We start from the raw sequence: 25,487 nt of genomic DNA on the forward strand, positions 1-25,487 counted from the left end.
CCCACAGCACCCATACCCACCTGTCTAACATCTAGCCAATCTATAAGAAGTCTGCGCTGTGGGGTAGAAATGTGCCAAGTGCGAATGGTGCTGCCGCAGTTTTTGATTCGAGTTAGTGCAACAGTGCCATCGTGGTGCGGTCTTGTTTTTTATCACTAGTGCTCCGTCAGTTTTACTAATTTAGGTTGCCAAGATCGATTGAATATCAGATCCCTTACGTATTCAAGGAGGATCTGATATGGAAAAGAAATACATGGTACGTCTGTCGCAGAAGGAACGAGATACGCTTACGGATGTCCGCAAGCGGCTGAAAGGTTCATCACAGAAGGTGAGGCGCGCGGAGATTCTGCTAAAGGCGGATGTGCAGGGACCGAACTGGACTGACATGAAGATCGCCGAGGCGTTTTCGTGCCGCGTACAGACTGTTGATAATCTCCGCAAACGACTGGTCGTCGAAGGGTTTGAGATCGCCTTGAATGGCAAAGCGCGGGAATCACCACCGAGACAGAAAGTTCTCGATGGCAAGCAGGAAGCGCAGGTGATTGCCATGCGTCTGGGTAAACCGCCGAAAGGATATGCGAACTGGTCGCTTCGGCTGCTGGCGGAACATGTGGTGGAACTGGGACTGGTCGAATCGATCAGTCACGAGACAATTCGGCAAACGCTTAAAAAAACGGTATGACACAGCGCAAAATTCAGTATTGGGTGATTCCACCAGAGGCCGACGCAGAATTTATAGCGTCGATGGAAGAGGTTCTGGACACCTACGAAGCACCTTACAACAGCGAATATCCCGTGCTGTGCATGGATGAGCAACCCGTCCAGCTTCACAAAGAAGTTCGCCAGCCCATACCGGCGACCAGAAAACAGGCACGTCGAGTCGACTATGAATATGAGCGGTGTGGAACTGTCAGCGTATTCCTGTTTACAGAACCGTTGTCGGGTTGGCGTGAGGTCCGTGTCCGCGATCAAAGGACCAAAGTCGACTGGGCCATTGAAATGGAACGGCTGCTGACAACGCGCTACCGTTCTGCCAGAAAAGTGATCGTCGTCTGCGACAATTTAAACACGCACACCAAAGGGGCATTTTACGAAGCGTTCCCCGCAGAGAAGGCGCGCTCACTGGTCCGGCGGATCGAATTTCGCCACACTCCCATTCATGGCAGTTGGCTGAACATCGCTGAAAACGAACTGAGCACGATGCCCCGACAGTACGTTACTGGTCGCCGCTTCGAATCCGCACGACTGTTGCGAGCGGAAACCAAAGCCTGGTCGAAGTACGCCAACAAAAAGCAGCGTGGAGTGGACTGGCAATTCAAAGTTCAGAACGCCCGAGTGAAATTGAAATCACTCTATCCCAAAATCAAAACATGACACAGCACTAGTCCTCTGGAGTTTGATTTTGGCAAAACCTCTCCTGTCGATATGCTGCGTTCTGGCAAGGCTTTTATTGGGTTGGTTTGGACAAGGACAGGAAAATGACCTAGTATTTTGGGTACGAGGTGTACTCTTTTTTTGAAACTTGTCCTTGAGTTATTGTAGAAATTGCGAGGACGAGATGCGAGTGGTTTGTGCTTGTGGAAATTGCGTGACTTTGCCCTAACCTTGAGCCAGTTGGAATGTTAGAATTCCCAGTGAGCAGTGCGGGCGGTTTACGTTATAGTACAGCCGCCACTGGTCAACTTGTTCTTGAGCGTCTGCCAAGCTTATAAACCAATGCTGGTTTAAACATTCCTGGCGAACCCGTCCGTTGAACGATTCAATATACGCATTTTCCGTCGGTTTTCCAAACCGATTGAAATCCAGAGTCACGTTGTTGAATTAAGCCCACCAGTTCAGGCTCTTCGAAATGAACTCGGGACCGTTATCCACGCGAATCGATTGAGGTCAGCCCCGAACCTCTTTGACTCGTTCCAATGCTGCTACTACATCATCCCCCGTCAGCCGCGTGCCGACTCGAATGGCAAGACTCTCACGACTAAAGTTATCGACTAACGTCAACAGCCTGAATCGCTTCCCGTCAAACAGCTGGTCGGCCATGAAGTCCATACTCCAACTCTCATTTAGTGCAGCTGGCTTTCGGTCGCGTTACTCGGACCTGGCAACTTCGATTCCGCCGTGGATGTTTTCGACGCATTTGTAGGCCTTCTTCGATAAAAAGTCGGTAAACCAGCTTGTGATTCACATTCCATCCTTCACGCAACAAGAGAATATGTAACCGCCGATAACCGAAATTCACACGGGTACTGGCAAGATCACGTAACCGGATTCGTAATTCGGTCTGCTCGTCTCGAATACTTTTGTAACGGTGGCTGACTCGGGGAAAATTCAATGCCCTGCAAACACGACGTTCATTTTGGAAATAACCTGCCTGAAGCCGCTTCACCACTACGCGACGACGATCAGACCTCATACCTTTCACTGGACTACATCCTGCAGCATCTTTTCATCGAGGCTGAGATCGGCCACAAGCTGTTTCAGGCGCCGCAACTCAGCCACTCCCATCCCGGCAAACTTCTTTTTTCAGCAGTAGAGGATCTACTCGGAGATTCCCATTTTGCGGGTTACTTCCGCAACCGGAGTTCCTGATTCCGCCTGATGTAAAGTGAAGGCAATTTGTTCTTCTGTGTATCGTTTTCGTTTCATAGATCTGGTCCTTTTTGTGAATACAAGATAACAAAATCTCTCGCATACCGCATGGATCAGGAAACGGGAGGGGAAGGTTACTTGATGAAGAAAGATAACAACTATATTCCGCTTGTTTTTGTTGTCTCTTGGAATGAAACTCACAGATACAATCAACTTGTAAGAACCCATTTATTCCTCCCCAGAATACAGAATTCTCTAATAGCTAAAAAAACAACAATAGCCCCCCCTGCTGGATGGCTATCGCTGGACCTGTTTTGCTTCAGGCAGTCTGTTGAGGACGCCTGCGAGAGGCATTTTCCGGTGCCTCTGTCAGCGGGACAAAGGGATCACTCAGCCCTTGTCTCCGAAGTTCTTTTCCCATCTGGAGAGCAAGGTGGGCACCTCGTTTCGAAATCCCGAGATAGGAACCAATCTCCTCTAATGTCGGTCGGTGATCTGAATTGAGATTGTAATAGTTCAGAGCCGACATCGCATACCTGGGCGCAATTGAAGGCTCAAATAAATCGACGACAACGTCTTTTTGAAATATTTTAGGATTAATTGGAACCTCCTCTCGGCCAGCTGAATGTAGTTCTATCCCCTGTATTCTGATTTCAGAAAGGAGAAGTGTCATTTCTGCCCGAAGAACCACCTTATTACGACCAAATTGCTGGCAAGGGACCGCTCGAATGGGGCCTTTTAGAAGTTGCTCCAATACCGCACCTGAACTGCGTTCCATTGCAAGTATCTGCTCGGCAGCCCCCTGGAATTTCTCAATAATCTCATCTCGGGATGGCAGCATTCTGGCTTGGGTTAACTGACTCTCCAGCTGCTCTTCATCCCGCCTCAGACCATCCAGTTGAGCCTGAATTTCCTCGGCTTTGACAATGACAAACTCTGGAGGATCCCCACTTTTCATAACCACCTTCAACAGGTTGTCCTTCTGCCGTTTGAGTTCAGCACGGCGTTTCTTCAACCCAACTCTTAATTTTTCGATTTCTACTGGAGTCAACAGTAAATTCTCGATGTAGGCAATCAGAGGATCTAGAATCGCTTTGGAGGACTGCAGGATAACTTCAGAAACCCTGCTTCCAATTTAACGATAAACAAAATCACGCAGCGCTGTAGCACTGTTCCAACACCGATTTTTCGAGGCTGCACTGCAACGAAATCCACCCTCTCTTCGACCGTCCATATGCATCTTACTCCCACAGATCCCACAGATAAATAATCTCGACAGAGGGCTGCGAGAATCTCTGGAAATCCCGTAAAGTGGATGATCGATCCCCTGAGGATAACTTGATCTCGCTCCTCTTTGATCAATCACTTCATTCGCCTTATACCAAAGCCAATCCTCAATTATTCTTAAGTGTGGCATCGCTCGAGTTTGAATATTCCCTGGATCTGGATTTCTAATTTGTTTTGACCTACCTGTCGTATGTTGTTTACGAGAGATCGTCTTGCGAAATATTTCCTCTCCTCGATAAAGAGAGCAACGAACCATGCTGCGAACATTGCCCTCAGTCCATTCCTCTTTCTGTGCATTTGACCCTTTAGGGAGGCCCTGTTCTGTCAAATAATTCGCAATCAAATCTAACGGGCGCCCATCCGCAACCATCTGAAACGCATCGCGAATCATTCCCGCCCAATCTGGATCGACACGATCAAATTTGGGAGCTTTATGCTGTTCCGGATTTTTCTGATACCGTTCGTATCCAGCTCGAATTGGCCCAATGGCTGCTCCCATATCCCACAGGCCATTGAGCGCCCGTTTAATGCGAAAGCGAGTATAATAGTTATCTTGTCCGTGGTGTCTCTGAGCTTCCTCCAACCGCTGTTGCCAGTCGTCGTTGGCTGTATCAACCCGGTCATTGATACAGATTACACGGATATCATTGTCGACAGCCGCACCAACCAGATCCATGCACGGAGAAATACCTCGAAACAGCCTACTGGAATCCTCAGAGATAATCAGGTCCCAATTGCGTTTCCAGATTCCCTGACGAACTTGGTCAATACCTGGCCGACTATGAATTTCACCTGAAATTCCACGATCACACTGTTCATCAAGTGATGAGACATCCACCCCCATCTCAGACAGAAATTCCTTACAATATTGCAGTTGGTCTTCAATACTTTGCTGCCTTTGTTCATCTTTGGAAAATCTGCCATAAAACAGAATTCGCAAATGTTTCTGAAGAGGCACACATACAAAGTAAAAACCAAAGCCTGCTAAGGACGGAATCGGAACCACATAACGCTCGTCACTAACGGCTTCTAAACCCGTAAATTGTGATAAAAATGTGTTAGACTGTTTCCCCAACAACCGGTGATAACCGTTACCAACCGTGAAGAACACACTGATCGCAAGAGTAACGACAGAAAGCACTAACAACAGAAAGACAGACCGAAAAATAACTTGTGGAAACCCGGGGGTGAGTTTCCCCCTCTCTCCGCATTCAATGAACCATGGCTCGAAACCTCTAGTAAAAAAGGTTTCGAGCCATTGTTTTATTGTGCACCCCACTTGTTTCGTCTTTGTCCCTGTGTGGAAATTCCTGATTGTAGCCGTGCTGTTTTAACGCGATCGAAAGATTCGGGACGTCATGACTTCGAGCACGATTGTCTGCAGGCCGTAGTTCTCGGCTTTGGCACGTTTCAGTATGTCTTCGATCTCGTACTGGTCGGACCGTTCCATCTGCCGTCCGGTTGAGTACGTGAGCAGCTTTTCAATCAGACAGTGGGTGAACTGATCAAGACGGTTTTCGAGCAGCACATGCTTAAAGCTGGCAAAATCAGTGAATGTTTCCCCAGAAGGAAGTTTGCCTGTCGGATCGACTTTAGGACCGACTCCTTTTCCTTTCGGTTTGGGGTACTTGTTTCGCCACCGGCCAATAGGGTCAAATGATTCCAATGCATGACCGTGTGGATCGATGTTTCGATGACATACGTAACACGTTTGATCCGTGCTGTGTTTTGCCAGTCTCTCACGAATTGTCGTTGCCCCGCTGACATCAGCCTCAATGGCAGGCACTTCGTCTGGAGGAGGCGGTGGTGGTGTTCCGAGTAGATTTTCGAGAACCCAGACACCGCGCGTTACCGGAGAGGTATCAACGCCATTGGCGCTGACCGTCAGCACACCAGCCATGCCTAACAACCCTCCACGCTGTTTCGTGCCAGAGAGCTTGACACGCCTGAAACCATCTTTCAGTCGCAGCTTGTCTTTCTCTGGTAACTGATAGAGATGGGCCAGTTTCTTGTCAACAAAAGTAAAGTCAGCGTCCAGAAAATAATTCACCGATCCGTTCTCATCCAGCAGGGAACGGAAAAACAAGCGAGCTTCCTGTTTCATCGACTCAGGCAGGTTCTGAGCGTAGTATTCCCACGCAGCTCTGCGCGGTGGAGGCTGGTCACCAATGGCGCGAAGATTCAGCCAGCTATCAAGGAAACCATTGACGAATTCATCAGAACGTGGATCTTTCAGCAGACGTCGAATCTGCTTCTGTAATTCTTCTTTTTTCTTCAGTCGACCAGAGGCGGCCGCGGCGAATAACTCTGCATCAGGGGGTGCTGTCCAGAGCGCATAGGAAAGTCGCGACGCCAGATCATACGGGTGCAATTCGAGCTCATCCTCGGGAGTGATCTCGCTGAGGTACAAAAAGGAGGGAGAGCAAAGTATCATCTTGAGTGTATCGAGAGCCGCCTGACGTGGCGTTGCTTGCTCGAACAATCGCAGCTCGTAAAGCGCTTTGATCCGCTGTTGATCCGATTCGTTTAACGGACGCCGATAGGCTTTGTTCGCAAAGGCAAAGAGTTGTTCCAGCGCATGGTCTTCCTGAAACCCCTCTTTCCCGAACACGGCGATCTCTTCTTTGCTGCCGGCTGGTTCTGAAATTGGACCATGGATTTTGATTTCGCCGATCCTGATATGAGGCAGCTTTCCCTCGCGAAGCAACGCCTTCCGTCTGACACCGGTATCCGGATTTTTGAATTCATCTTTATAGCGTTTGTTAAGTGCGATGACAGAGGCACGCGACTCATAAGGTCCATTTGGAAAAATGAAGCGCGGTGTCTGCCCTGCTTCAAGCCAGACGCGAAACTTGAACCACTCTGGTTTGTCATCTGGAACCACGGTGCTTGCCAGGATCGGTTCAATCGCCTGGGGATAATGGATATGACCTTTCGTCACATCACCGGGAACAACCGCCAATTGAAATGGTTCTGAAAAGTCGATGCGGAAAATCTTGGGATCGTAGTGAGTGTCGCGGTGCATCGCTTGCGCTTGCACCTGAATGTCATAAAGCCCTGAGATCGGCACGCCCGCCAGGAAATCTTCAATGTGCCCGTAGCCCCCCTGGCGCGTATCAGTGTTGGGCTGTTCGTAGAGACAGAGATACCGATATTTGAAGACACTTCGATGCGAGCCCGACAGTTCTTCATACTGTTTGAAATTGTCAGTAAAGTGCCACGACTTGGGTTTCATTTCAGGTTTTCCAAGACGGGCTTCTACCAGTCGGGAGGCGGCTTGAATATACTGATCCAACAGAAATCCGGAAGTCACCAGCGACTCACCGATATTGTCCATGTGCTGACTGGTCTCTTCTTTCGGGAAGTCCGCCGTTAATCCCAGCGTGTCGACACGACGGCCAAACAGAGTCGCCAGGGTATTTTCATATTCCCGATTGGAAAGGCGACGCATGATCGTGCGTGACCCGGTACTTTCAAACTGGCTGCGCGCTTCCTGAATACTGTCTCGCAAGGCACCGATTAAAGCGAGTCTCTCTTCATCGGTCGGCTGGTCCGATTCTTCCGGTGGCATTTTCCGCAGTGTGACCTGATCGATAATTCCATCAGCGGTGATCAGCTGCTGTTGGGTTTTGATCGGCAGCGAGAACGATTCAAACTCGCGCTCACCATCCGCAGTCTTGATGTCATGGCAATCAAGACAGTATTTCTTTAAAAGCCGGGTGACGGTTGGATTGTGTTTGTGCTGCTTTTCCTCTGCTGAGCAAGGCAGCAGCACGGAAACGCTGATAACGAATCCGCAAACGGCGCGAAATGCTCGCATACTGAGAGTCTCTATAAACTGTGTATTCATCTTCAAGAGAACCTTCCGGTACTCGTTCCGAACGATTCCTTCTCAACCCCCATTCTCTGGGCGATATCCAGGAAGAGGTTGCACAGAGGGACTTTGCCCGGGCCTTTCGAGGGGGCTTTCTTAAATTCGCCAGTCCCATACCCGCCTCCAGCCAGAATGATGGGTAAATCTGAGTTGGTGTGTGAATTGGCATTCCCCATGCCGCTGCCGAACAGGACCGCCGTGGAATCGAGAAGCGTCTGTTCGCCGTCGGATATTCCAGCCAGACGGGTCAGGAATTTTCCAAACTGTTCGATCTGATATCGCTCAAGGGTGACCAGGTGCCCAACCGACTCTTCGTTGTTACCGTGATGCGAAAGACCATGGTAGGACTTATTAATACCCAGGTGCTGTGGCAAAAAGCTGCCGCCAATTTCCAGCGTGGCGATCCGTGTTGAATCTGTCTGCAAAGCCAGCGCGATCAATTCGTAGAGCATAGGCAGGTCTTCAACGGTGTTCTTATCGGCGGGCTTGTCGAAGGGTGCTTTCGGCTTGGGCTGATCAGACCAGATCTGACGGAGCTTCAGACGTTTTTCGACATCGCGAATGGAACTGAAATACTCATCGAGTTTCGCCTTGTCTTCACTATTCACTCGTTTCGAAAGCGAGCGGGCTTCGTCGTGAATCGAATCAAGAATCGACGCTTGCAGTGAATTCTCTTTCACTTTCTGTGCCTGAAGCTGTTTCGAATCCGCGATGAAGAGTCGGTCAAACAATTCCGCAGGCCCTGTGATCGGCGGAACCCGCACACCTGACTTCGTCCAAGAGAGTTGACAGCCACCATGAATTCCCCCTTCAGACCCGACCGTGAGCGACGGAAAGCGTGTCTGATTACCGATTTCATCCGCGATGAATTGATCGATGGTAACGTTGCCGTCTGTCCGATTCTTGGACTCGTGATGGAGCAAACCCGACAGGAACGTATGCACGGCAAAGTGGCCGCCGCGAAGTCCATGATCGAGTCCGCGATAGACCGTCAGCTGATCTCGATTGGCTGCGAGAGGCTTGAGCAGCGTCGTCTCTTCATACCCTTTGCCTGTTTTCTCAGGAAAAAAATGTTTCAGTTGAAAACCAAGCAAGTTCCCGACAGCGACAAACCGTTGTGCCCCCGCACCGGCCCCACGAGACTCAGTAATCGCGGAATTCCCCGCCAGTGAGCCCGTCATCAGGGATGGCAGCCCAGGCAAAGCCAGAGATCCGGCAAAGGACCGAAGAATGAATCGGCGGCGATTGATTTTATCGTTCATATTAGCAGTCTGTCCAATCACAAAGGGAAACGTAGAATCCTATTGAAAGTCGGGCCTCTTGAAAGTCTGGTTGTTTGAAAACCGCTTCTATCAGCGTTTAAGTGTATTTTCAATACGCACAGAGCCTGGTCAAGAAACTGAATCTGGCCGCCTGATTTTACCCGAAATGGAGATGCAACGCCATGTATATTTACAACAAGATCCCCAATATCACATCTGATCGGAGTGGTGAGTCCAGTACAATTATCGGCATTATAGTAGTCAGAGAGACTAATCCAGGCCTGCGATAGCAAATGTAAACTCATGAGTGACCAAAATATTTGTGGCAGTCTTGTGGCATTCCTTTTTTCCTATCAAGAGAAATGGAGAGAGAAACTCACTTGACGAGATCGAATCACACTCTTTTCACAACGCTGATCTGAATGACTGCGTTGGTTTCTGTTTGAAACTTCATTATTTCCCTCTTTCGGAAAATGGGTTTGAGTTGTGCCCCATGCCTGCCAGCTGTGTTACCCTCGGCAGGCTTTTCTTTTTGGCGCAGCCTTTCCCGAGGACGCCAGCATCTCCACTCCCCTGCTTTGATCCAGGAAACGACGTCACCTCACGACTGTCAATTTTCGACTTGACCGCATCGCGCAGATCAAGATCATCATGCGGAGATAACGTCGCGCGCGTGAGTGAGCACTACGGGTTCAGTGACCCTTTTCAAACCACTGAAATCATCAGCACCATCAAACCCGCTTGTTTCAGCACGATTTTCCCAACCACTGCTCCGATGCACCTCAGTTATCAAACGACATCGCAAGACTTCATTTAACATTCCCAGAACATCACAAGCCCATCCCAGGAGATCAAATGACATTCCTGACGAAAATACGCAACGCCCCCTTGACTCCCCCACGCAGTTCGCAAAAATCCGTTTCACAATCATGATACTCTCTCCAGATACAGGGACGAGTCGATGTGCTGTTACCCTTGTTTTCAGGACTTTGACAACAGGAAAGCCCAATTAGCCGCAGGGCCTTAGCCCCGGTTGTACGTCATTGGTAAGGACCGTTCGAATTAAGAAACACTACCACGCCGCCGGTAGAAACCAGATCAAAGAACCAACCCACCGGTAAACAAATCCTACCCGATATCACCGGCAGCATGAGAGATGAACACCCCGCACCGCGCATGAATAAAACTCACCTGTAACATGCCCCGAATAAGCGCTCGTGCAGTGGACATGCCAGCGCAGACCGTCGACCTACGGGAGCGAACGATCTTGCATCATCGTTCTTTTAAAAAGGGAAGATAACACTACATCCAAGCCAAAAGCTGTTTTATCTGGCATCATGCCAGGAGAGGTTTTGCCAAACAAAATTTCCAGCGAACTGACAAAAAATCAGAATATTAAAATCGTGACTGCGTCACACAGAAGGCGTTGTGCAAATACAAATCAATATTTCAGCGACAGCGCGACATTCGTCGCTACCCCCTTTTTATGTCTGTCGTGGCAGTCATTTAACAATAAACCAACCTACAAGACTACAGAAAGCCAAAAGAATAGACACAACGATGATTCTTACCCAATCACTTTCAACTCGCAGAATTAAACGGATACACCCTATTAACATCGCTATACCAGCACTTTCAAGCATACCAATAGCAATACATATCAGCAAGCCGAGTAATCCAATCACAACGAAGTTTATCATGGAACCATTCCACCATTTGTTCTTTATTTAACTTACTCCAAAGTGATGCACGGCGTAAGCCTTTCATGAAGTATGTTCCCTTTTTCATCCGATCAACTATGATCGATCGTTAACTTTCATCTGAGCTTTAGGGTGGGCACCTCTTGCTTTCAACCAATCGAAGACTTTTGCAAGCCATTGATTCGTCTCTTCATCTGGATATTCCCCAAGTTCCCTTGTCCTCATAAACTCAATAAAAGATTCAGAACCCTTTGTTCCTTTTTGTTTGTAGTTTGCGCCGGCCTCTAAGAGAAAATAGACGATATCAAATCGTGCATAATTAGCTGCCAAGACTAATGGTGTTTCTCCCCGCTTATCAATTAGATTAAGATCCATCTCATGTTTAACTAACAGTTTTATATTTTCAAACGCATCATTTTCTAGAGCATATTGATATACAGTACTATTACGCACTTTATCAGAACTTTTAATTTGAAGATTTGGATTTCCACCATGCTCAAGAGCAAGCTTTATCCAGAATGTATCTTTGATACGAGCAGCATCAGTCATCACTGAACGATTATAATGGGGCATACTCGCTACGTTATCAGCGATGATATTAGGGTTTGCACCAAGTTTGAGTAACTTCTCATAACTTTTTCGTTTCCTGTTGATCAAAGCATTGAGTAATGGCGTTACTCCATCCCATGACTGACAATTCACGTCTCCGCCCGCTTTGACATATTGTTCGATGGCCTTCAGATTTTCCTTCTCCACTGCCTCCCACACATCCACCCCACCCGCTGATCCACTGCAACTCTGAAGCAGTAATAAAAATATTCCGAAACCCCAGACATAATAGGTTTTACTCGCCACAGATTGAAGAAAGATTTTGGTCATTTTAACACAATATCGAATGAGTCAAGCACGGTACCAATAGTATGTCTACTAAATGGGTCGATATAATAACGGCTCGGAAGCCAATACGCTTTACCAGCAGAATTTGGCATCAGAATAGCTAATGCGCCGGCTCCTGCTATCCCATAAAAAGCTCTTCCAAATTGCCAAGCATTCGCATATGCAGGCGGAAGATCTTGCAAAGTACTTAAAACTTCTCCTCGAACACGATACGCATCTACGAATTTATCTGCTTTAGGTCCTGGATTAAAAAACCATTCAAAAACTGGATTCGGAGCAGGAAATAATTGTCCCCGTCCAATAATTAAGTTGCCTACAGGATGAACTCCAGCTGCATTGAAGGTCGTCGCTTTTATATTATATGACAAAGACGCAACAGTTGCCAATCCCCCTCCAAGGGAATGGCCAACAAACCGAAGCTTGCGACCCGGGAATTTGCGAATGACATCCCAGGAATCATCAACTGCGCGTTGATATTGAAGACTACTGTTGAATAATCCATAGGCTATGTTTGTAACCATATCAATCCCAAGCAGCGGCCATTGAATAGGATTTAGTTCTTCCGTTCCAGCGAAGGCAAGAACCAATTCTCTTGTATCTTTATTCTCATACAGAGCAGCTTTGTAACCAGATGCATCATCACTGAAGCGGGCTTTTCTTTTCCAGACTGGACGTGCGCCTTTAGTATCTTGCGAATATACTGCTCGTGCGAGTTCCGCATACCCTTGGTCTATACCAAGCTTATTCCTGGGGATCGGACGTATTTTCTGTTTGTAAACCTCTCCTAAATAAACTGCTGCTGAAGTAGCAACATTTATTAGAACTTGTGTTACCGCTGCGCTAATAAAACTACCTAGGGTTGAGCCAATCGAGAGTCCACCAAGCGCAGATGGAAGATTCGATAAACCACTCGGATCAGTTCCATTAATTGGATCAGCGTGAGTATAGAGATACTTATGCAGTGACTGTGGATCATTTGTATTTCCTGCAAACGGATCGAGCCGATTAAAGCGTCCTGTGGTCGCATCGTAGTAGCGAGCACGCAGGTACTGCTGACCAATTTTGGGATCAAATTGCTCACCACTATATAGATAACTGGTCGCAGCCTGTGTCGCCTGCATATTCAGCAGATTGCCATACGCATCATAAAAGAAGAGCTGCTCGACTCCGGAAATGCTGGCAATTGCACCAGCAGCATCAGCCAGGACGCGCGTACTGCCATGACCATCAGCCAGGAAGATGAGCGTCTGGGGAGTTTCTGGAACACCATTCACATACTCAATCGCCGTCTGACTGATCTGAGCGACTTAAAAGGGGTCAGGACTCTTTTATAAGACGGGGTCTGCCGCGGGGTCGGGTGGTGCTTTCCAATGAGAGCCTTTTGGCAGTGTTGCTGGTCCATTTTTCATTACCGAAGGGGGTGCCGCGGGTGATGCATTTGCGGAGGGCGGCCAGTTCGGCTTCGGTCTGGGGTTTGTTGACCAGTGCCCGCCAGTTTCGTGGCAGCGGTGGATTCTTCGGCGTCGCCAGCCATTCCGGCGTGGCCTGTTTCTGCTGCCGGGCCCAGGCAGAGCCGTACTCCCACTCCTCTGCCTTCTTGACCAGATTCGCTCGCAAGGGATTGCGTTCGACGTAACGCATGACGGTCAGTAAATGGTCGTTAGGCTGAATTGGGAATGACTTGAAGCGTCCCTGGTAGAGATGCCCGGTGCCGCCAGTTGCATAGCGAGCGTGCCAGCGCATTGTGTGGGTGACGGTGAGCAGTCGGAAGAAGTCCGTCAACTGGGTATCCGTCGTAGGCCGTACGACAAAGTGCCAGTGATTGGGCATCACTGACATCGCAAAGATCGGCAGAGGGTTCTTCTGCCACGTCTCCTCCACCACCCGCATAAAAGCAGCATAGTCGTCCGGCTTCTCAAATAGAGTCAGCCGCGCAACAGATCGGTTCAGCACATGAAACACTTCACCAGCAGGACAAATTCGCTTCGATCTAGGCATGACTGAAGTATAACAGAAACTGGAGCAAAACAAAAAAGTCCTGACCCCTTTTTCTCAAAGGAGAAGAAATAAGGGGCAGGTCTCTTGGAATTGAGATCTGCCCCTTTTTGTATCCAGCTGTCAGTATAGAGGATATTTATTCGGTCTTAGATTGCTCGGTTAATCGTTTTTGAATATCCGGGAAATTCATTCTTTTGGCGATATCCAGAGGTGTTTCATTATTATTATCAACAAGCGAGCTGTTTGCTCCACTATCCAATAAGAGTTCAACAAGCATTTCATTCTTATACTCAACTGCATAGTGTAAAGGTGTTTTTCCTTGTTTATCTTGAGCATCAATTTCTGCGCCTCGTTCAATGAGAACTTTCGTTGTTTTAAAGTCCCTGGAATCGACAGCTAAGTGAAGAGGAGACAGCCCTGTATCGGGAGACTTCAGATTTATGTTGGCACCGTTTTCTGCTAATAATTCAAAACACTCAATGCTTGTTTCATTTGTTAGACCAGTACCCGTAACAAGCCACATTATAGGAGACATGAATACTGCGTCATCTAGACGATTTGGGTCTTCCCCTTTATTCAGCAAAAGTTTCAGGATTTGCTGATTCGCTTTTTGGGAAGCAGCGTGGATTGGATATATTCCACCACATGGTTTATCAAACATACCTTGGGATATTAATCTTTCTGCGTGAGATGTATTTTCTACCATGATAGATTTATTCAATCCACAAGGATTCGCAGACACAGAATGAATAATTATCACCATACACGCTTGAACTGCCAGGAGTGAAGCTACAAGCACTCCTGTCAGTATAAACAATAATTTTATCAACCGTGATTGTTTCATCTGTGAACCTCAAATACATTTCGTAAGTTAGTCTGCTTAGAGATCATTTCTTTTTTTAAGGTGGAAGAAATAAGGGGTCAGGTCCACTAGAATTGAGACCAGACCCCCTTTTGTGTTCAACACTCGCACTCTCTCCGCAGATTTTACAATTATCGAAAGCCCTGATCCAAAAATCAAACGCCGAGGGCAACCGCCTTGCCGAACAGGATTTGACCAGCCCCTTTTTATGTTTATCAGACCCTATTTATGTCCCTGAGTTTTCGATTATTGGGTTAGGTACTACTGTAGGGCTTGGGAGACACGTCGATTAAGTTGAGCCTAGTCCCTTTTGAGAGTTCTTTATGGGGAAGTTAACAGTCCAAGCCCAAATATTGCTAAAACAAATAGCATTGGAGTGAAAATACCTATTCTCCAGTAAGAAGGTAGAAAGCTGATTCCAAGTCCCATCAAGCCTCCAATAAAAAATGTTAAGACAGACCGAACATCTGAGCCATGACTTATCCAAAAGAAGCAACTGCCACCAATTATGATATCGACGACTGTGTGCGAGATACTCTTTTTCCATAACAAAAAAGAAATGAGTAGTCCTAAGAATATTCCCAAAAGTAAAATTTGATAAAAAAACGATTTTAAATGGTAAGCTGCAGGGATCGTTATGGTAAGTGACACCAATACCCCTAAAAGCAGAAACGAACTTAATCGCGGGTTTCTATTCATGAATTCTCCTTGAAGAATGCAATTCATTAAGCGTCGAATTAATGGAGTTTTCTAGTTTACAATGTTACTAACGTTTTACGTTTGATCTGGTCTCGAAGCTAATTATTTATAAATAGGTATTTTCCCATTCCGTTGCCTACCTCCAGGCATTGTCCCAATCGGCATAATGTCTCGTCCGGACGAATCCTTCTCTCTCAATAGACCTGGCAAATTTGGACAAGAAGGTGTCTTTCGGCCTTTGGGGGTTACTGGACTACTACTAGGCTTTGGTAAATACGGAGGAGCTACCGGCGGCTCTTGAGTGGAGAGTCTTATAATCTGTTCCAATAAATTATCTTTCCTATCGCGAGTTTGAGGATCAATGAACCTCTCAATCCAATTGGCTAAATCCTCGATATTACCTTCTAAATATGTTCCAGCTGGTACTCCATGAATGTGATAACCTGATCCATCATTAGCATGTCCTCCAATGCCCATTAGAAATGGTCCTAATCCAAGGTCATGCTGTGGTTCGTGCGTTAATGTACCTATCGCACTAATAGGGTTTTCATTCCAAAATTGGTTATTAGAAATTTGAAATCCTGGAATAACTGGATAGTTGTGCGCAGTTCCTGATCCCATCAAATTCATGATTGATTGGCCGGCATCCACATTAAATAATCCAATCCGGTTATAATTCTCCCAGCTGTAAATCATTTTATTAGTTGTGCTTTGATAAGTCTTAGCGGGGAATTTAAATGGTCGAACAGGATCTTGGATATAGCCCTGAGGTAAGTCGTTAAATCTTTTTAAAGTCCGGTTCATATCACCAGTCTGTGCATAACTATCAGCAATAACTGTCATCCATTTCATGGTATTATGTAGTTCATTTAGGCGTTTCTGCTCCTGGATTTTATGCCACTTAACATTTTCTTCATATGGATTCCAGTTTGGCATATAAGCTTGATCACCATAAGGGTCGGTAAAGATAAAAGGCTTTCCAAACTCATATTCATACAGACTCAATGAGTCTGTATATCCAACCGGATCACGTTGAGTCCAGCACCCCATAAAAGAATGATAAGCTCGATTACGCACATGAAATAGTTCTGAAGCAGATTCCCAACGATAGCCTGCATAGAAAGTTTCCCAATTAAAACTGGAGCTGCTGCGGGAACCAAAGCTGGGGGTTAAAAACGTAGGACTGCCGTAACTGTCGTAGGCATAGCGTTCCTGGACATCACCGTTTTCATCACAGATCGCCGTGACATTCCAGTTGCCGTCCTGTAACGCGTAGAGGCGTTCATCCAGTGTGCCGTTGCCGGTGGTATCGCGGTCGCGAAGAAATAGGTCATCAATGTAGCGCATTCCCCAGACGAACTGGCGTTCGGGACTGGTTTCGCTGTCGATGCGTTCTTCGATGGTTTGCCAGGAATCGGTGTAGTAAAGATGTCGGGTTTCATCCAGTGATCCGCTGACGTAGGATTTCTGGATGATCCGAAAGTTGCGACCATCATAGGCATATTCGGCAACCGTGTTGCTGCTGTCCATAATTTTTACCAGCCGATTCCAGGCATCGTAGGTTGCGGTAAAACTGGCTGTCAGATCAGTGGGTTGCGGGATCGTCGTCATATTGCCCGCTTTGTTGTACGCGGGAGTGATCCAACTCGAGCCAGCCGTCTCGGTGATGTCAGTGATTTCATTGGCTGTGTTACTCGTGCGGGTTTGCTCTAAATCCCAGGTTCCATTGCCCGTATTGTCCTGCTGGAAGCCTTTCCAGTTTCCGGTTTCATCGAGCGACCAGGACTGAGCGAATTTGAGCATATTGATGCCGGTCTTCGGGGCATTCAATTCGCCGCGATCCGTTTCTTTTAGACGCTGCAGACCATCATAGGAATAAAATTCATCGAAGCTGTGGGTTGTATCCAGGGGATTATACCGCCAGGTCCGATTGGAGGCTCGGTCGTAGCCGTACTGGATGTTTGCCTTATCAGCAGAAGCACCGTAGTCATACCAGAGGGACTCTTTAATCCGACCGAAGCGATCCATGCCGCGATAAATGTCGCCGGTATCCGGATCGTTGCCTCCCGCTGTGCCGACCAGCGTGTATTTCACATCCGGTTCGGTCTCATCAGCGATGACCGGGCTGCGCATACCGAGGTAGGAATACTCGGCCAGATGGGTAGCACTGAGGTCGTCGTCCACAATCGCCGCCACACGGCTGGTCGCATCGTCGATACTTCCCGACGAACCGTAACTGTAAGACAGCACGCGGCCATCCGGGTAGGTCAGGCTGGCGGGACGAATCGTATTGTCACTGCCATTGGCAAAACTGGTTTGAACCTTGGGGCTGGTGCTCACATTCACCTCTCCCGCATGCGACTGATAACTGGTAATGGCCTGCCTGAAATCATTATAGGCAAACTGGACCTCGTTGACGAGTGTTCCCTGACCGGCTGTGGCATTCTTATAGCTGCCGATTTCCGTGTTAAGCCCACGCGCATCATAAGATAGACCAATACGTCGTACGGCTCCATCAACGCCAGTACCCAGTGTCGTGACACGATCCTGAGTCGTTCGGCCCAGTTTGTCGTAGTCGATTTCGTGAATGGTTCCCAGTTGATCGGTTCTTTTGATCGGTTGCCCCTGCCTGTTGTAGGCGTAGGTAATCACATCGTTCCCATCCACGGAATCGGGATAGGTCTCTGTTCGCAGCAGCGTACTGCTGGCGATTTCGGAATCGCTTAATGTCGTTCCATAGGTGTAAGTAGTAACCTGATTTCCGGTCTCTGCGTTTTCCGCAGTCAGGGTGGCGATGGAACCATCGGGTGTATATGTCGTACGCGTTGTGCGATTGGTATCATTTGAAGGATCAGATCCCGCAGAGCTGCTGGAACTGGATGACGCCGTGGCCTGATAATTTTCGATCACTTTGATGGTCCGTCCGGCGGAATCATATTCCTTACGCGATTCCATCGCGGCAGGATCAATCAATTGATAAACGCGACCTGCGGAATCAAAGGCCGAAGTTGTGACCAGCACCGTATCGCTGCGCGTGGGAACGGTGCTGGAACGCGATAAGGCTGTGCCCCCGTTCGTACCATAGTCCGCGATCGCAATGACACGCCCTATGGCATCGGGATAACTTGCCTGGAATGTGACCCGCGCTTTGGGAGCGGTCGTTGGATCCTGCAGCGCACCTGTCTGGCTGGCGGGAGCATCATGATAACGCATCCGTGTGATGTTCTCGATGACGTTACCTGCATCATCGTAGACTGTTTCTGCCTGTTCCAGGATTGTATCGCCGGTAACGGTTCCGGCATCAGCATAGCTGGTTTCATCCAGATCGTAGCCGGTGTAACTGGCGGTTTGTCGTCCAAGGCCGTCATATTCCAGTTTCGTAAACAGATCAGAGCCGGCGGGAAGCTGCTTGAGAACTTTGCCTGTTGCATCGTACCAGGTGTTGTTGACGAGGCTGTTGCCTATGGTCCCCGTTGATGGATCGACGGCATACTGGATTGACTGATAGACGCGGCCCAGATCATCGTATTTTGTTTCTGAGCGTCCGAGTAAAACCCCTGCAGCAGTGGTATGGTACTGTTCCACTTTGGTGACGCGATTCAGGTTGTCGTAGTATTTTCTCTGAAACGCGTCAATTTCGCCATCCGTATCGACGGGGCGGTCACGCCAGTCATAACTCATGGAAGTGATACGTGTCTCTGACGAGTCAACGTACAGCGTCTGTTTCGTCAGATTGTTGTCGCCGCCATCAGCGCCGTTATCATATTCATTCTGAGAGACCAGCACCATGTTGTTGCCGGTCGCACCTCCTCCCGTCGGGTCCTGCTGAGTGGCTCCGGTATCGTCGGTGCCCACATAAACCTGATAGGGGTTATTGCGAACATCAAAGACCGTAAAGGAGATTGTGCCGCCCGGTGATGTGCTGCGGTTTTGCCGCTGCATATTGTCGTAGCCATAGCTGGACTGATCGTAGTTCGTTCCCGAGGAACCGGTGCCCGAGGAGGGGATGGTATGATAGACGCGTTCGGATTCCAACAGGCAGCAGCCCGTGTACTGGCGGGTGATCCAGCTGACGAATGAAGACTGCGGGAATGAATCGGTGGGCAGCAGTTTTCCGCTGGTTGAACTGCGTGTGGCCTGAATTCGCTCTAGTGCGTTCCCGTATTTATCTGTTTTATTAATTGATACCGGATTGATCAATGTGTACTGGTAATTGTTGGAAGGCCCCGACTGATATCCTCTGGCCTGCCAGACTTCGTCAACACTCGAACCTTGCTTGTAAACATTCCAGGTGGCAGTTCGAATGGATGTTGTCTGACCATTGATGTCGATCGAATGCGCAGGTCCCAGAACTTGAGTGACTCGTCCCAGATCGTCTACTTCGTAATCGGTCACCAGGTTCTTTCCCCCGTTTGAGGGAGTGACCCAGCCCGCGGGTTCGTCAGTCTGCTGGGTTGTATCCACGTCTTCAATTAATTGGATGAGCGCTCCGGTCGTATTGTCGTAGACCATTTTGGTAATGAAGCCGAGTTCATCTTTCACCCAGGTCAGGTTGTCTTCCGTGTCGTGGACTTCGATTCTGGTGTTGGCGGTTCCAGATCCGTTCTGAGAGGTGGAAATGACGGGCAGGGTGATTGTTTTTTGTTTTACCTGCAAGGTTCCCGTATGGAACGTGTAAGAATAGCTCGCCGAAATGGTTGTCGATTGATTCGATTCGTCCGGGTAGGAAATTTCTTTGGAGGGCAGATAGATGGTATTCCCATTTGCCGAATGAGATGAATATTCGGTTTTACTGAGTTTGATGGGCGTTCCATTTTCGCCATTCTGTATTTTTGTGAAAGAGGGATAGCCTTCTGCGGCTCCCGATCCCGTGGTTGTATAAAAGTCATACAGATGAATCAGGCCGGTGCTGTTATTCAAGTACTGATAGCTGCCACCGGAATAGTGCAGGAGATCGGTGTACTGTTCGTCGTATCCGGAGATCGCCGAAGGTTCTGCCTGCAGAATGACCCGTCCGTTTCCATCATACTTTTTAAACCAGCACCATTCATCATTCCCGGATTTCTTGACCTCAAGCATCGTTTGCCCTGCACCGTTGAAATACAGAATATTCTGGCTGGAATCGGGCAGAGTCTGAACGGTTTTCTTGACCCAGGAATTGGGGTTGTAGGTTGTTGAGCCACCGCTAGTCGATGAGCTTGTGGCAGGATTTTCGGTATAGCTGAAGGTAAAGGTGAGTGCGCCCCCTTTATTTCGTTCCAGCACGACGCGCTGGGAAGTATCGAACTCGAAATAATTGTCGGCATACTGGGCGATTGTCGTATTTGAAGTCGTTAGTGGATCGATACTGTCGCTGACCATTTGCTCGTAGGAACCGGGCAGGACGACATACTTGAGCCCGTGCTTAAAACCGTCGGATTCGTTGTCTTTATAGTAACGATAGTAAGTAGTTCCCTGGTCGATCCAGGCACTTGTATCGGTGTCCCATTTTTGGATGGAGACCGTTTTTAAGTCGTTCAGAGAGCCGTTGTCTGAACTGCCGTCATAGTAAGTGTAGTTGGCTTTGGCGATATTCGTCACGTTTTCAGACGGATCAGTTACCTGTAGAAAACAGGCAGTAATTTGTCCGGCATGAGCGCCCTGACTTTCGGTGGTATAAGTGAAACGTTGGGTAAACGTTCCCGCCTGGAGTGTGATCGATCGTTCGACGCTGAAACTGGAAGTGGTCCTGACGACCGTTGTTTCATTGCCTCCCGGACTGCGGGAGTAGATGAGTTTTCCATAATTGCTGGTATCATCGTACCCATGAAATTTACTGTATGTGCCGTCCGGAGACAGCAGGTAAAACACTTCATTCACATCGTCATAAGTAAGTCGTTCCAGGTTTCCATTAAGTGTGGTAAACAGACCGGTCTCAAGGTCTTTATCAAAATAGATCACGTTGTTCATATTCCCCACCAGCGCATATCTGGTGATGGTGACACTGACGATCTGAGACAGGTAAGGCAGACACCAGCAGTATCCATTACCCATGTTGACATTTCGGGCCAACTGATTGGAGTAGCTTCGTTCGTGTGCCCAGTATTGACCGAAGCCGCGGCTGGCTACGTCGACGGCCTGTAGTTGAATTTGTCCGTCGACATAGCGAATGGGGTCATTTGAAACATCACCGCAGCCGCCCACTTCGGTTCTGGGTTCGGGAGTGTCATCCTCGGCGGTGCTGGAACTGCTGCCGCCTCCCTCACTGCCGCCACCATCGCCGCCGCTCCCACCACTTCCGCCGCTACCGAGACTTCCGCCTGACTCTGAGGATTCAGAAGAAGTCGAAGTTGAGCTTTCGGAACCAGAGCCGGAATCAGATTCACCCATGCCGGCCATCATGGCAAACTGATTTTCGCTCAATTCAGGAGCGATGTAGAAGGCACTTCTTTCTGGAACGGAAGGAGAAAACGTGACCAGAATTTCTTTGGGCCAACCTTGGGCGATCGAGGAGTCTGCCGGGAAATCCGAATCAAGAAACAATTTAATGGTGTTAAAGAGTCCTTGAATACCTACTGCAGACCACTGGGGTCCTTGAACATTTCCTTCAAGGCCGAACCAGACCTCAAACAGACCATTCTTATTTTGTGTCGCGCTGAAAACCGCTGTGGATAAACCATTGGTGTCAGAAAACTCTTGTTCCCAGAGGCAGCGTTTCGATCCGAGATGCATTAGTTTTAAATCAAACGATTGATTAGAGGGAGTCAGGTGGGATGCAGCTCCATTGAGAGAGACCTGAATCTGTTTTGAAACGTTGTTCTGCCATGCTGTTGTTTGGGTGTTGCCGTTCATTTTCGTCCTTGAATTTGAAAAGTAGAGATAGATGATCTCAGTGATTTTGTTTTTAAGTCGAGCCCTAAAAAGTTCCATTGGGCCGGGAGCCCGTGATGTTTTTATTTAGTGCCGCATTTATGGTTGGGAATTTATTCGCGGGCGGCACTCCGACAAGACCAGGGAACGAAAATATTCAAGACGGATGGGACCGGATGAGCACTGCGTCAGATGACTGGTGTCATCAATAAAAAAGCTCAATCTGCCCTGGACCCATGGCAAGCCGTTTCAATGCGGTTCAAAATGTGTCGCAAGAGAGGGGTGTCGAATGATCGACTCGACTAAAAAAACTGCTGAAACCAGCAGGTTTAAGAGAGTTTTGGTAGGGCTATCGGGGTGAGTATTAGCGAATCTGCACCCGAATAACGCGACAATTCACTGACACGCAAAAAATAGTCAGCAGGGGATCAAGTTCCTATTTCAGGACTGAAGAATCAGGTGTGGATGGTTTGGCTGATTCATCCAGTCGCAAAAAAAGTATGTCGTTGTAATACGACTTACTGTGTGTCGTTTCAGAGCGGAGCGAGATTCTTTCTCTGATCACGTTTTGATTGTGCTGCCACCGTATCTTAAGGCGGTAAAAAAAGATCTGCGCTGGTTTTAATCTCTTTGTTAAAAGAATCATAAAGGCAGATTACGGTAAAAAAATGCATCCTAAGTGTGACATGTAAGGTGTGACATACGCTATCAATAAAAACCCTAATAATGTTTAGGTATCTATATTTGTGGATTCGATTAATTTTTTGAAAAACGAAAATGAGGTATAGATTCAATCCTGGAAGATTAAAAGGGGTCAGGACCAATCCTAGTGGACCTGACCCTCATTTCTTTCCCAGGGTTGTGACGTTTTCTTCGTTTGTTCATCAAAAGTTCTCCTCGTCTAAAGGACGCTAAGAACCGTCATAACAATTGGATCAGTTTTTGAAAAGCAGACCACAACGACAATCCGAACGACTCCGTCGAGTACAAGGAACGAAAACACAGCCACTACACTAACACCGCTTCGGCTAATCTACGTATTGATTCGTCTGACATTTTCTTACTTATTGGTAAAGAGACCAATGGGTAAAAAAATAAAATGTATAGAATTTAATCACATAGTAAAGAGAGTAGCAATGACTCTTCTATTTACAGGATTAATTTCGAGGTGCCTGAATGAACAAATTTCTTTGCAAAAACAATACCTTGCTTGCATATTTCATCTTCTGGTCTAGTTTCTTGCTACTTACTGTCCTTGATTATTTATTAATTAGAGTAATTGGAATGGATTTGGAAGTGGCACCTGGAGAAGTATATCTATATCCAGATAAAATCTTAGGACCTCTTTTTGGGGCTCTAGCATTTTCTTCTACTCTGCTACTACTAGTCTCTTCTTTTTACATAAAATTAACGAAGTCTAAAGTTATCAACGCATTTCTTGCTGTAGTATTTTTCTTACTCCAAGTAATCTCTAATTATATTATTTATATTTTTTTTATTATCATTTACTTTCAGTACATTCTAGGAAGATCTTTAGACGGAGTTCTCTATCAATAAAACAGGCCAAATGGACAATGAAGCTCAACTAAAATTTTCTATCACGAAAACACAAATGAGGTTTGGTCTCACTTCTAGTGGACTTGGCCCCTTATTTATTGCTAACTTTCCTGCTGCAAGCAATGATTCATTTCACTCTACTTGCATTAATAATTCTGTATTTGATTTTCCAGGAAGATTCATAAGATACAAAAATGCGCAGAAGTTTTTTCCAGTTCCCCTACCCGCTTAATAGTCATCACATGAATATTCTCAGTGTTATTATGATTTTGGCAGGATGCTGGATTGTCGCAATGAATTGGCTGGTGGCATGGAAAATCTGGGTTGCAAAGGAAGAGGCACCATCATGGGTACCGATTGTGGGCGGCGCTTTGGTTTCCTTCGGACTCTGGCTCCAGCCTTACGAATCCCTCTCTAGTTGGTGGTGGATCGGTCTTCTTGTAGATTATGGCTGCATCTTCGGCTTCGCTCACACAATCTGGTATTGGATACAATACCTAAGAAGGCATTCAGAAGACGATTCGAAAGGGTCAAACCCGTAGATGAACACAAAAAGGGTCTGGTTTCTGTTCCAAGAGACCTGCCCCCTTATTTCTTGCCCACGCCTATCTCTTTCAAAACTTTATATCAATCGCGTGATATTCTGGTGATTCTCTTGCCTCATTCAGTAATCGTCCCCCACGTTTATTTAGGGTGCGAATCTGTCTCGTACTGAGCTGAACAATGAGCGCTGACTTGATCTTGCAGCAAGGCTGGATATGCCAGAAATTAAGAAACGGTTACGGGAGTCCCTCTAAATTCAGACTCGCACTCTCGATATCAGGCACCCGGATTTCGTCATCAGTCTCCCCTTCACCAGCCAAAGGATTGGCCTGCCCTATGGAACCACGCAAGATCATTCTAAGCAACTCCCTCAGCCCCGGCGATATTGTCATGTTGACGGCGACGCTCCGGGACCTGCATCGAGCCTACCCGGGACGCTTTCTGACAGATGTCCGCACTACCGCGATGCAGATCTGGGAGAATAATCCTTACATCACTCCCCTCGATCCTGGGGAGCCGGGCGTGACGACGATTAAAATGCAGTATCCCCTGGTCCATCAATCGAATCGCAGTTCCTTCCATTTCATTCATGGGTTTACGCAGTACCTGGAGAAACAGCTGGATTTGAAAATTCCGGTCACGAACTTTCACGGAGACATCCATCTGACAGAACAGGAAAAACGCTGGATGTCGCAAGTGCGGGAGACCGGCTTTCAGGGAAACTACTGGATTATGATGGCCGGCGGTAAATACGATTTCACCGCCAAGTGGTGGAATCCCGCGTTTTACCAGCAGGTTGTCGACCATTTTCGGGGTCGAATTCAATTCGTGCAGTGCGGCGAAGCAAAACATTTTCACCCTCCGTTAGAGGGCGTGATCAATTTGATTGGTAAAACCGACACGCGTCAGTTCATCCGACTGATGTATCACGCGGATGGCGTGGTCTGCCCGGTGACGTTTGCCATGCATCTGGCCGCCGCGGTGGAAACGAAACGAGGAAAACCGAAAAACCGGGCTGCCGTCGTTCTGGCTGGAGGCAGAGAACCCGCGCAGTGGGAAGCCTATCCGCATCACCAGTTCATCAACACCAACGGCGCCTTGCGATGTTGTGATCAGGGAGGCTGCTGGAAATCACGCTGTCAGCCGGTCGACGATAACGACCCCAAAAACCAGGATCTATGTCTCTACCCGGTTCAAGTCACTGAGGATCTGCAGATCCCCAAATGCATGAACATGATCGCACCACAGGATGTCATTCGACGCATTGAAATGTATTTCGAAGGTGGCGCCCTTCAATACAATCAGCCCCAAGTCGAACGAAATTCATTCGAACGCCGTGAAGTACAAGCTGTCTGAAGCAGTACCTCTCA

Annotated in this window: 12 protein-coding genes and 1 pseudogene; 3 read left to right on the plus strand and 10 right to left on the minus strand. The window is 47.7% G+C overall.

The features are described 5' to 3' along the window. The first annotated feature begins 238 nt into the window (after positions 1-238). Positions 239-682 carry a helix-turn-helix domain-containing protein gene (locus Pan241w_RS19745; protein ID WP_145219154.1) on the plus strand — a complete coding sequence of 148 codons (444 nt, stop codon included), beginning with the start codon at positions 239-241 and terminating at the stop codon, positions 680-682. Continuing rightward, positions 679-1,374 (plus strand): IS630 family transposase, encoded by a 696-nt coding sequence (locus Pan241w_RS19750; protein ID WP_145219155.1) that lies wholly within the window; start codon positions 679-681, stop codon positions 1,372-1,374. Before Pan241w_RS19745 ends, Pan241w_RS19750 begins: the two co-directional genes overlap by 4 nt. A gap of 225 nt (positions 1,375-1,599) precedes the next feature. Here Pan241w_RS19750 and Pan241w_RS19755 read toward each other — a convergent pair. The 10 genes and pseudogenes from Pan241w_RS19755 to Pan241w_RS19800 all read right to left on the minus strand — a co-directional run bounded on the left by Pan241w_RS19755 (position 1,600) and on the right by Pan241w_RS19800 (position 21,999). Then, a pseudogene (locus Pan241w_RS19755) lies at positions 1,600-2,646 on the minus strand (IS3 family transposase). A 262-nt stretch (positions 2,647-2,908) separates the two neighbouring features. Next, complete coding sequence (locus Pan241w_RS19760) at positions 2,909-3,640, minus strand: hypothetical protein (protein ID WP_145219157.1); 732 nt, start codon at positions 3,638-3,640, stop codon at positions 2,909-2,911. A gap of 84 nt (positions 3,641-3,724) precedes the next feature. Then, entirely contained in the window at positions 3,725-5,155 is a 1,431-nt protein-coding gene (locus Pan241w_RS19765; protein ID WP_145219159.1) for a recombinase family protein, read from the minus strand. 51 nt (positions 5,156-5,206) lie between these two features. Continuing rightward, positions 5,207-7,726: a DUF1592 domain-containing protein gene (locus Pan241w_RS19770; protein WP_145219161.1), complete on the minus strand. Its 2,520-nt coding sequence runs from the start codon at positions 7,724-7,726 to the stop codon at positions 5,207-5,209. A 2-nt stretch (positions 7,727-7,728) separates the two neighbouring features. Continuing rightward, positions 7,729-9,012 (minus strand): DUF1552 domain-containing protein, encoded by a 1,284-nt coding sequence (locus Pan241w_RS19775; RefSeq protein ID WP_145219162.1) that lies wholly within the window; start codon positions 9,010-9,012, stop codon positions 7,729-7,731. Between the two features lie 1,796 nt (positions 9,013-10,808). Then, positions 10,809-11,591, minus strand: coding sequence for an ankyrin repeat domain-containing protein (locus Pan241w_RS19780; protein WP_145219164.1), 783 nt, complete (start codon positions 11,589-11,591; stop codon positions 10,809-10,811). Further along, the gene (locus tag Pan241w_RS19785; protein WP_145219166.1) at positions 11,588-12,883 is read right to left on the minus strand and encodes an RHS repeat-associated core domain-containing protein; all 1,296 of its coding nucleotides are present in this window, start codon (positions 12,881-12,883) and stop codon (positions 11,588-11,590) included. Before Pan241w_RS19785 ends, Pan241w_RS19780 begins: the two co-directional genes overlap by 4 nt. Positions 12,884-12,926: 43 nt before the next feature. After that, positions 12,927-13,562, minus strand: coding sequence for a transposase (locus Pan241w_RS19790; RefSeq protein ID WP_232107205.1), 636 nt, complete (start codon positions 13,560-13,562; stop codon positions 12,927-12,929). Positions 13,563-13,743: 181 nt separating this feature from the next. After that, positions 13,744-14,451, minus strand: coding sequence for an ankyrin repeat domain-containing protein (locus Pan241w_RS19795; RefSeq protein WP_145219169.1), 708 nt, complete (start codon positions 14,449-14,451; stop codon positions 13,744-13,746). An 819-nt stretch (positions 14,452-15,270) separates the two neighbouring features. Beyond that, positions 15,271-21,999, minus strand: coding sequence for an RHS repeat domain-containing protein (locus tag Pan241w_RS19800; RefSeq protein ID WP_198000038.1), 6,729 nt, complete (start codon positions 21,997-21,999; stop codon positions 15,271-15,273). Between the two features lie 2,454 nt (positions 22,000-24,453). Here Pan241w_RS19800 and Pan241w_RS19805 point away from each other — a divergent pair. Next, the gene (locus Pan241w_RS19805) at positions 24,454-25,473 is read left to right on the plus strand and encodes a glycosyltransferase family 9 protein (protein ID WP_145219173.1); all 1,020 of its coding nucleotides are present in this window, start codon (positions 24,454-24,456) and stop codon (positions 25,471-25,473) included. Positions 25,474-25,487: the final 14 nt, after the last annotated feature.

The sequence above is a fragment of the Gimesia alba genome (assembly GCF_007744675.1).
Taxonomy (GTDB): domain Bacteria; phylum Planctomycetota; class Planctomycetia; order Planctomycetales; family Planctomycetaceae; genus Gimesia; species Gimesia alba.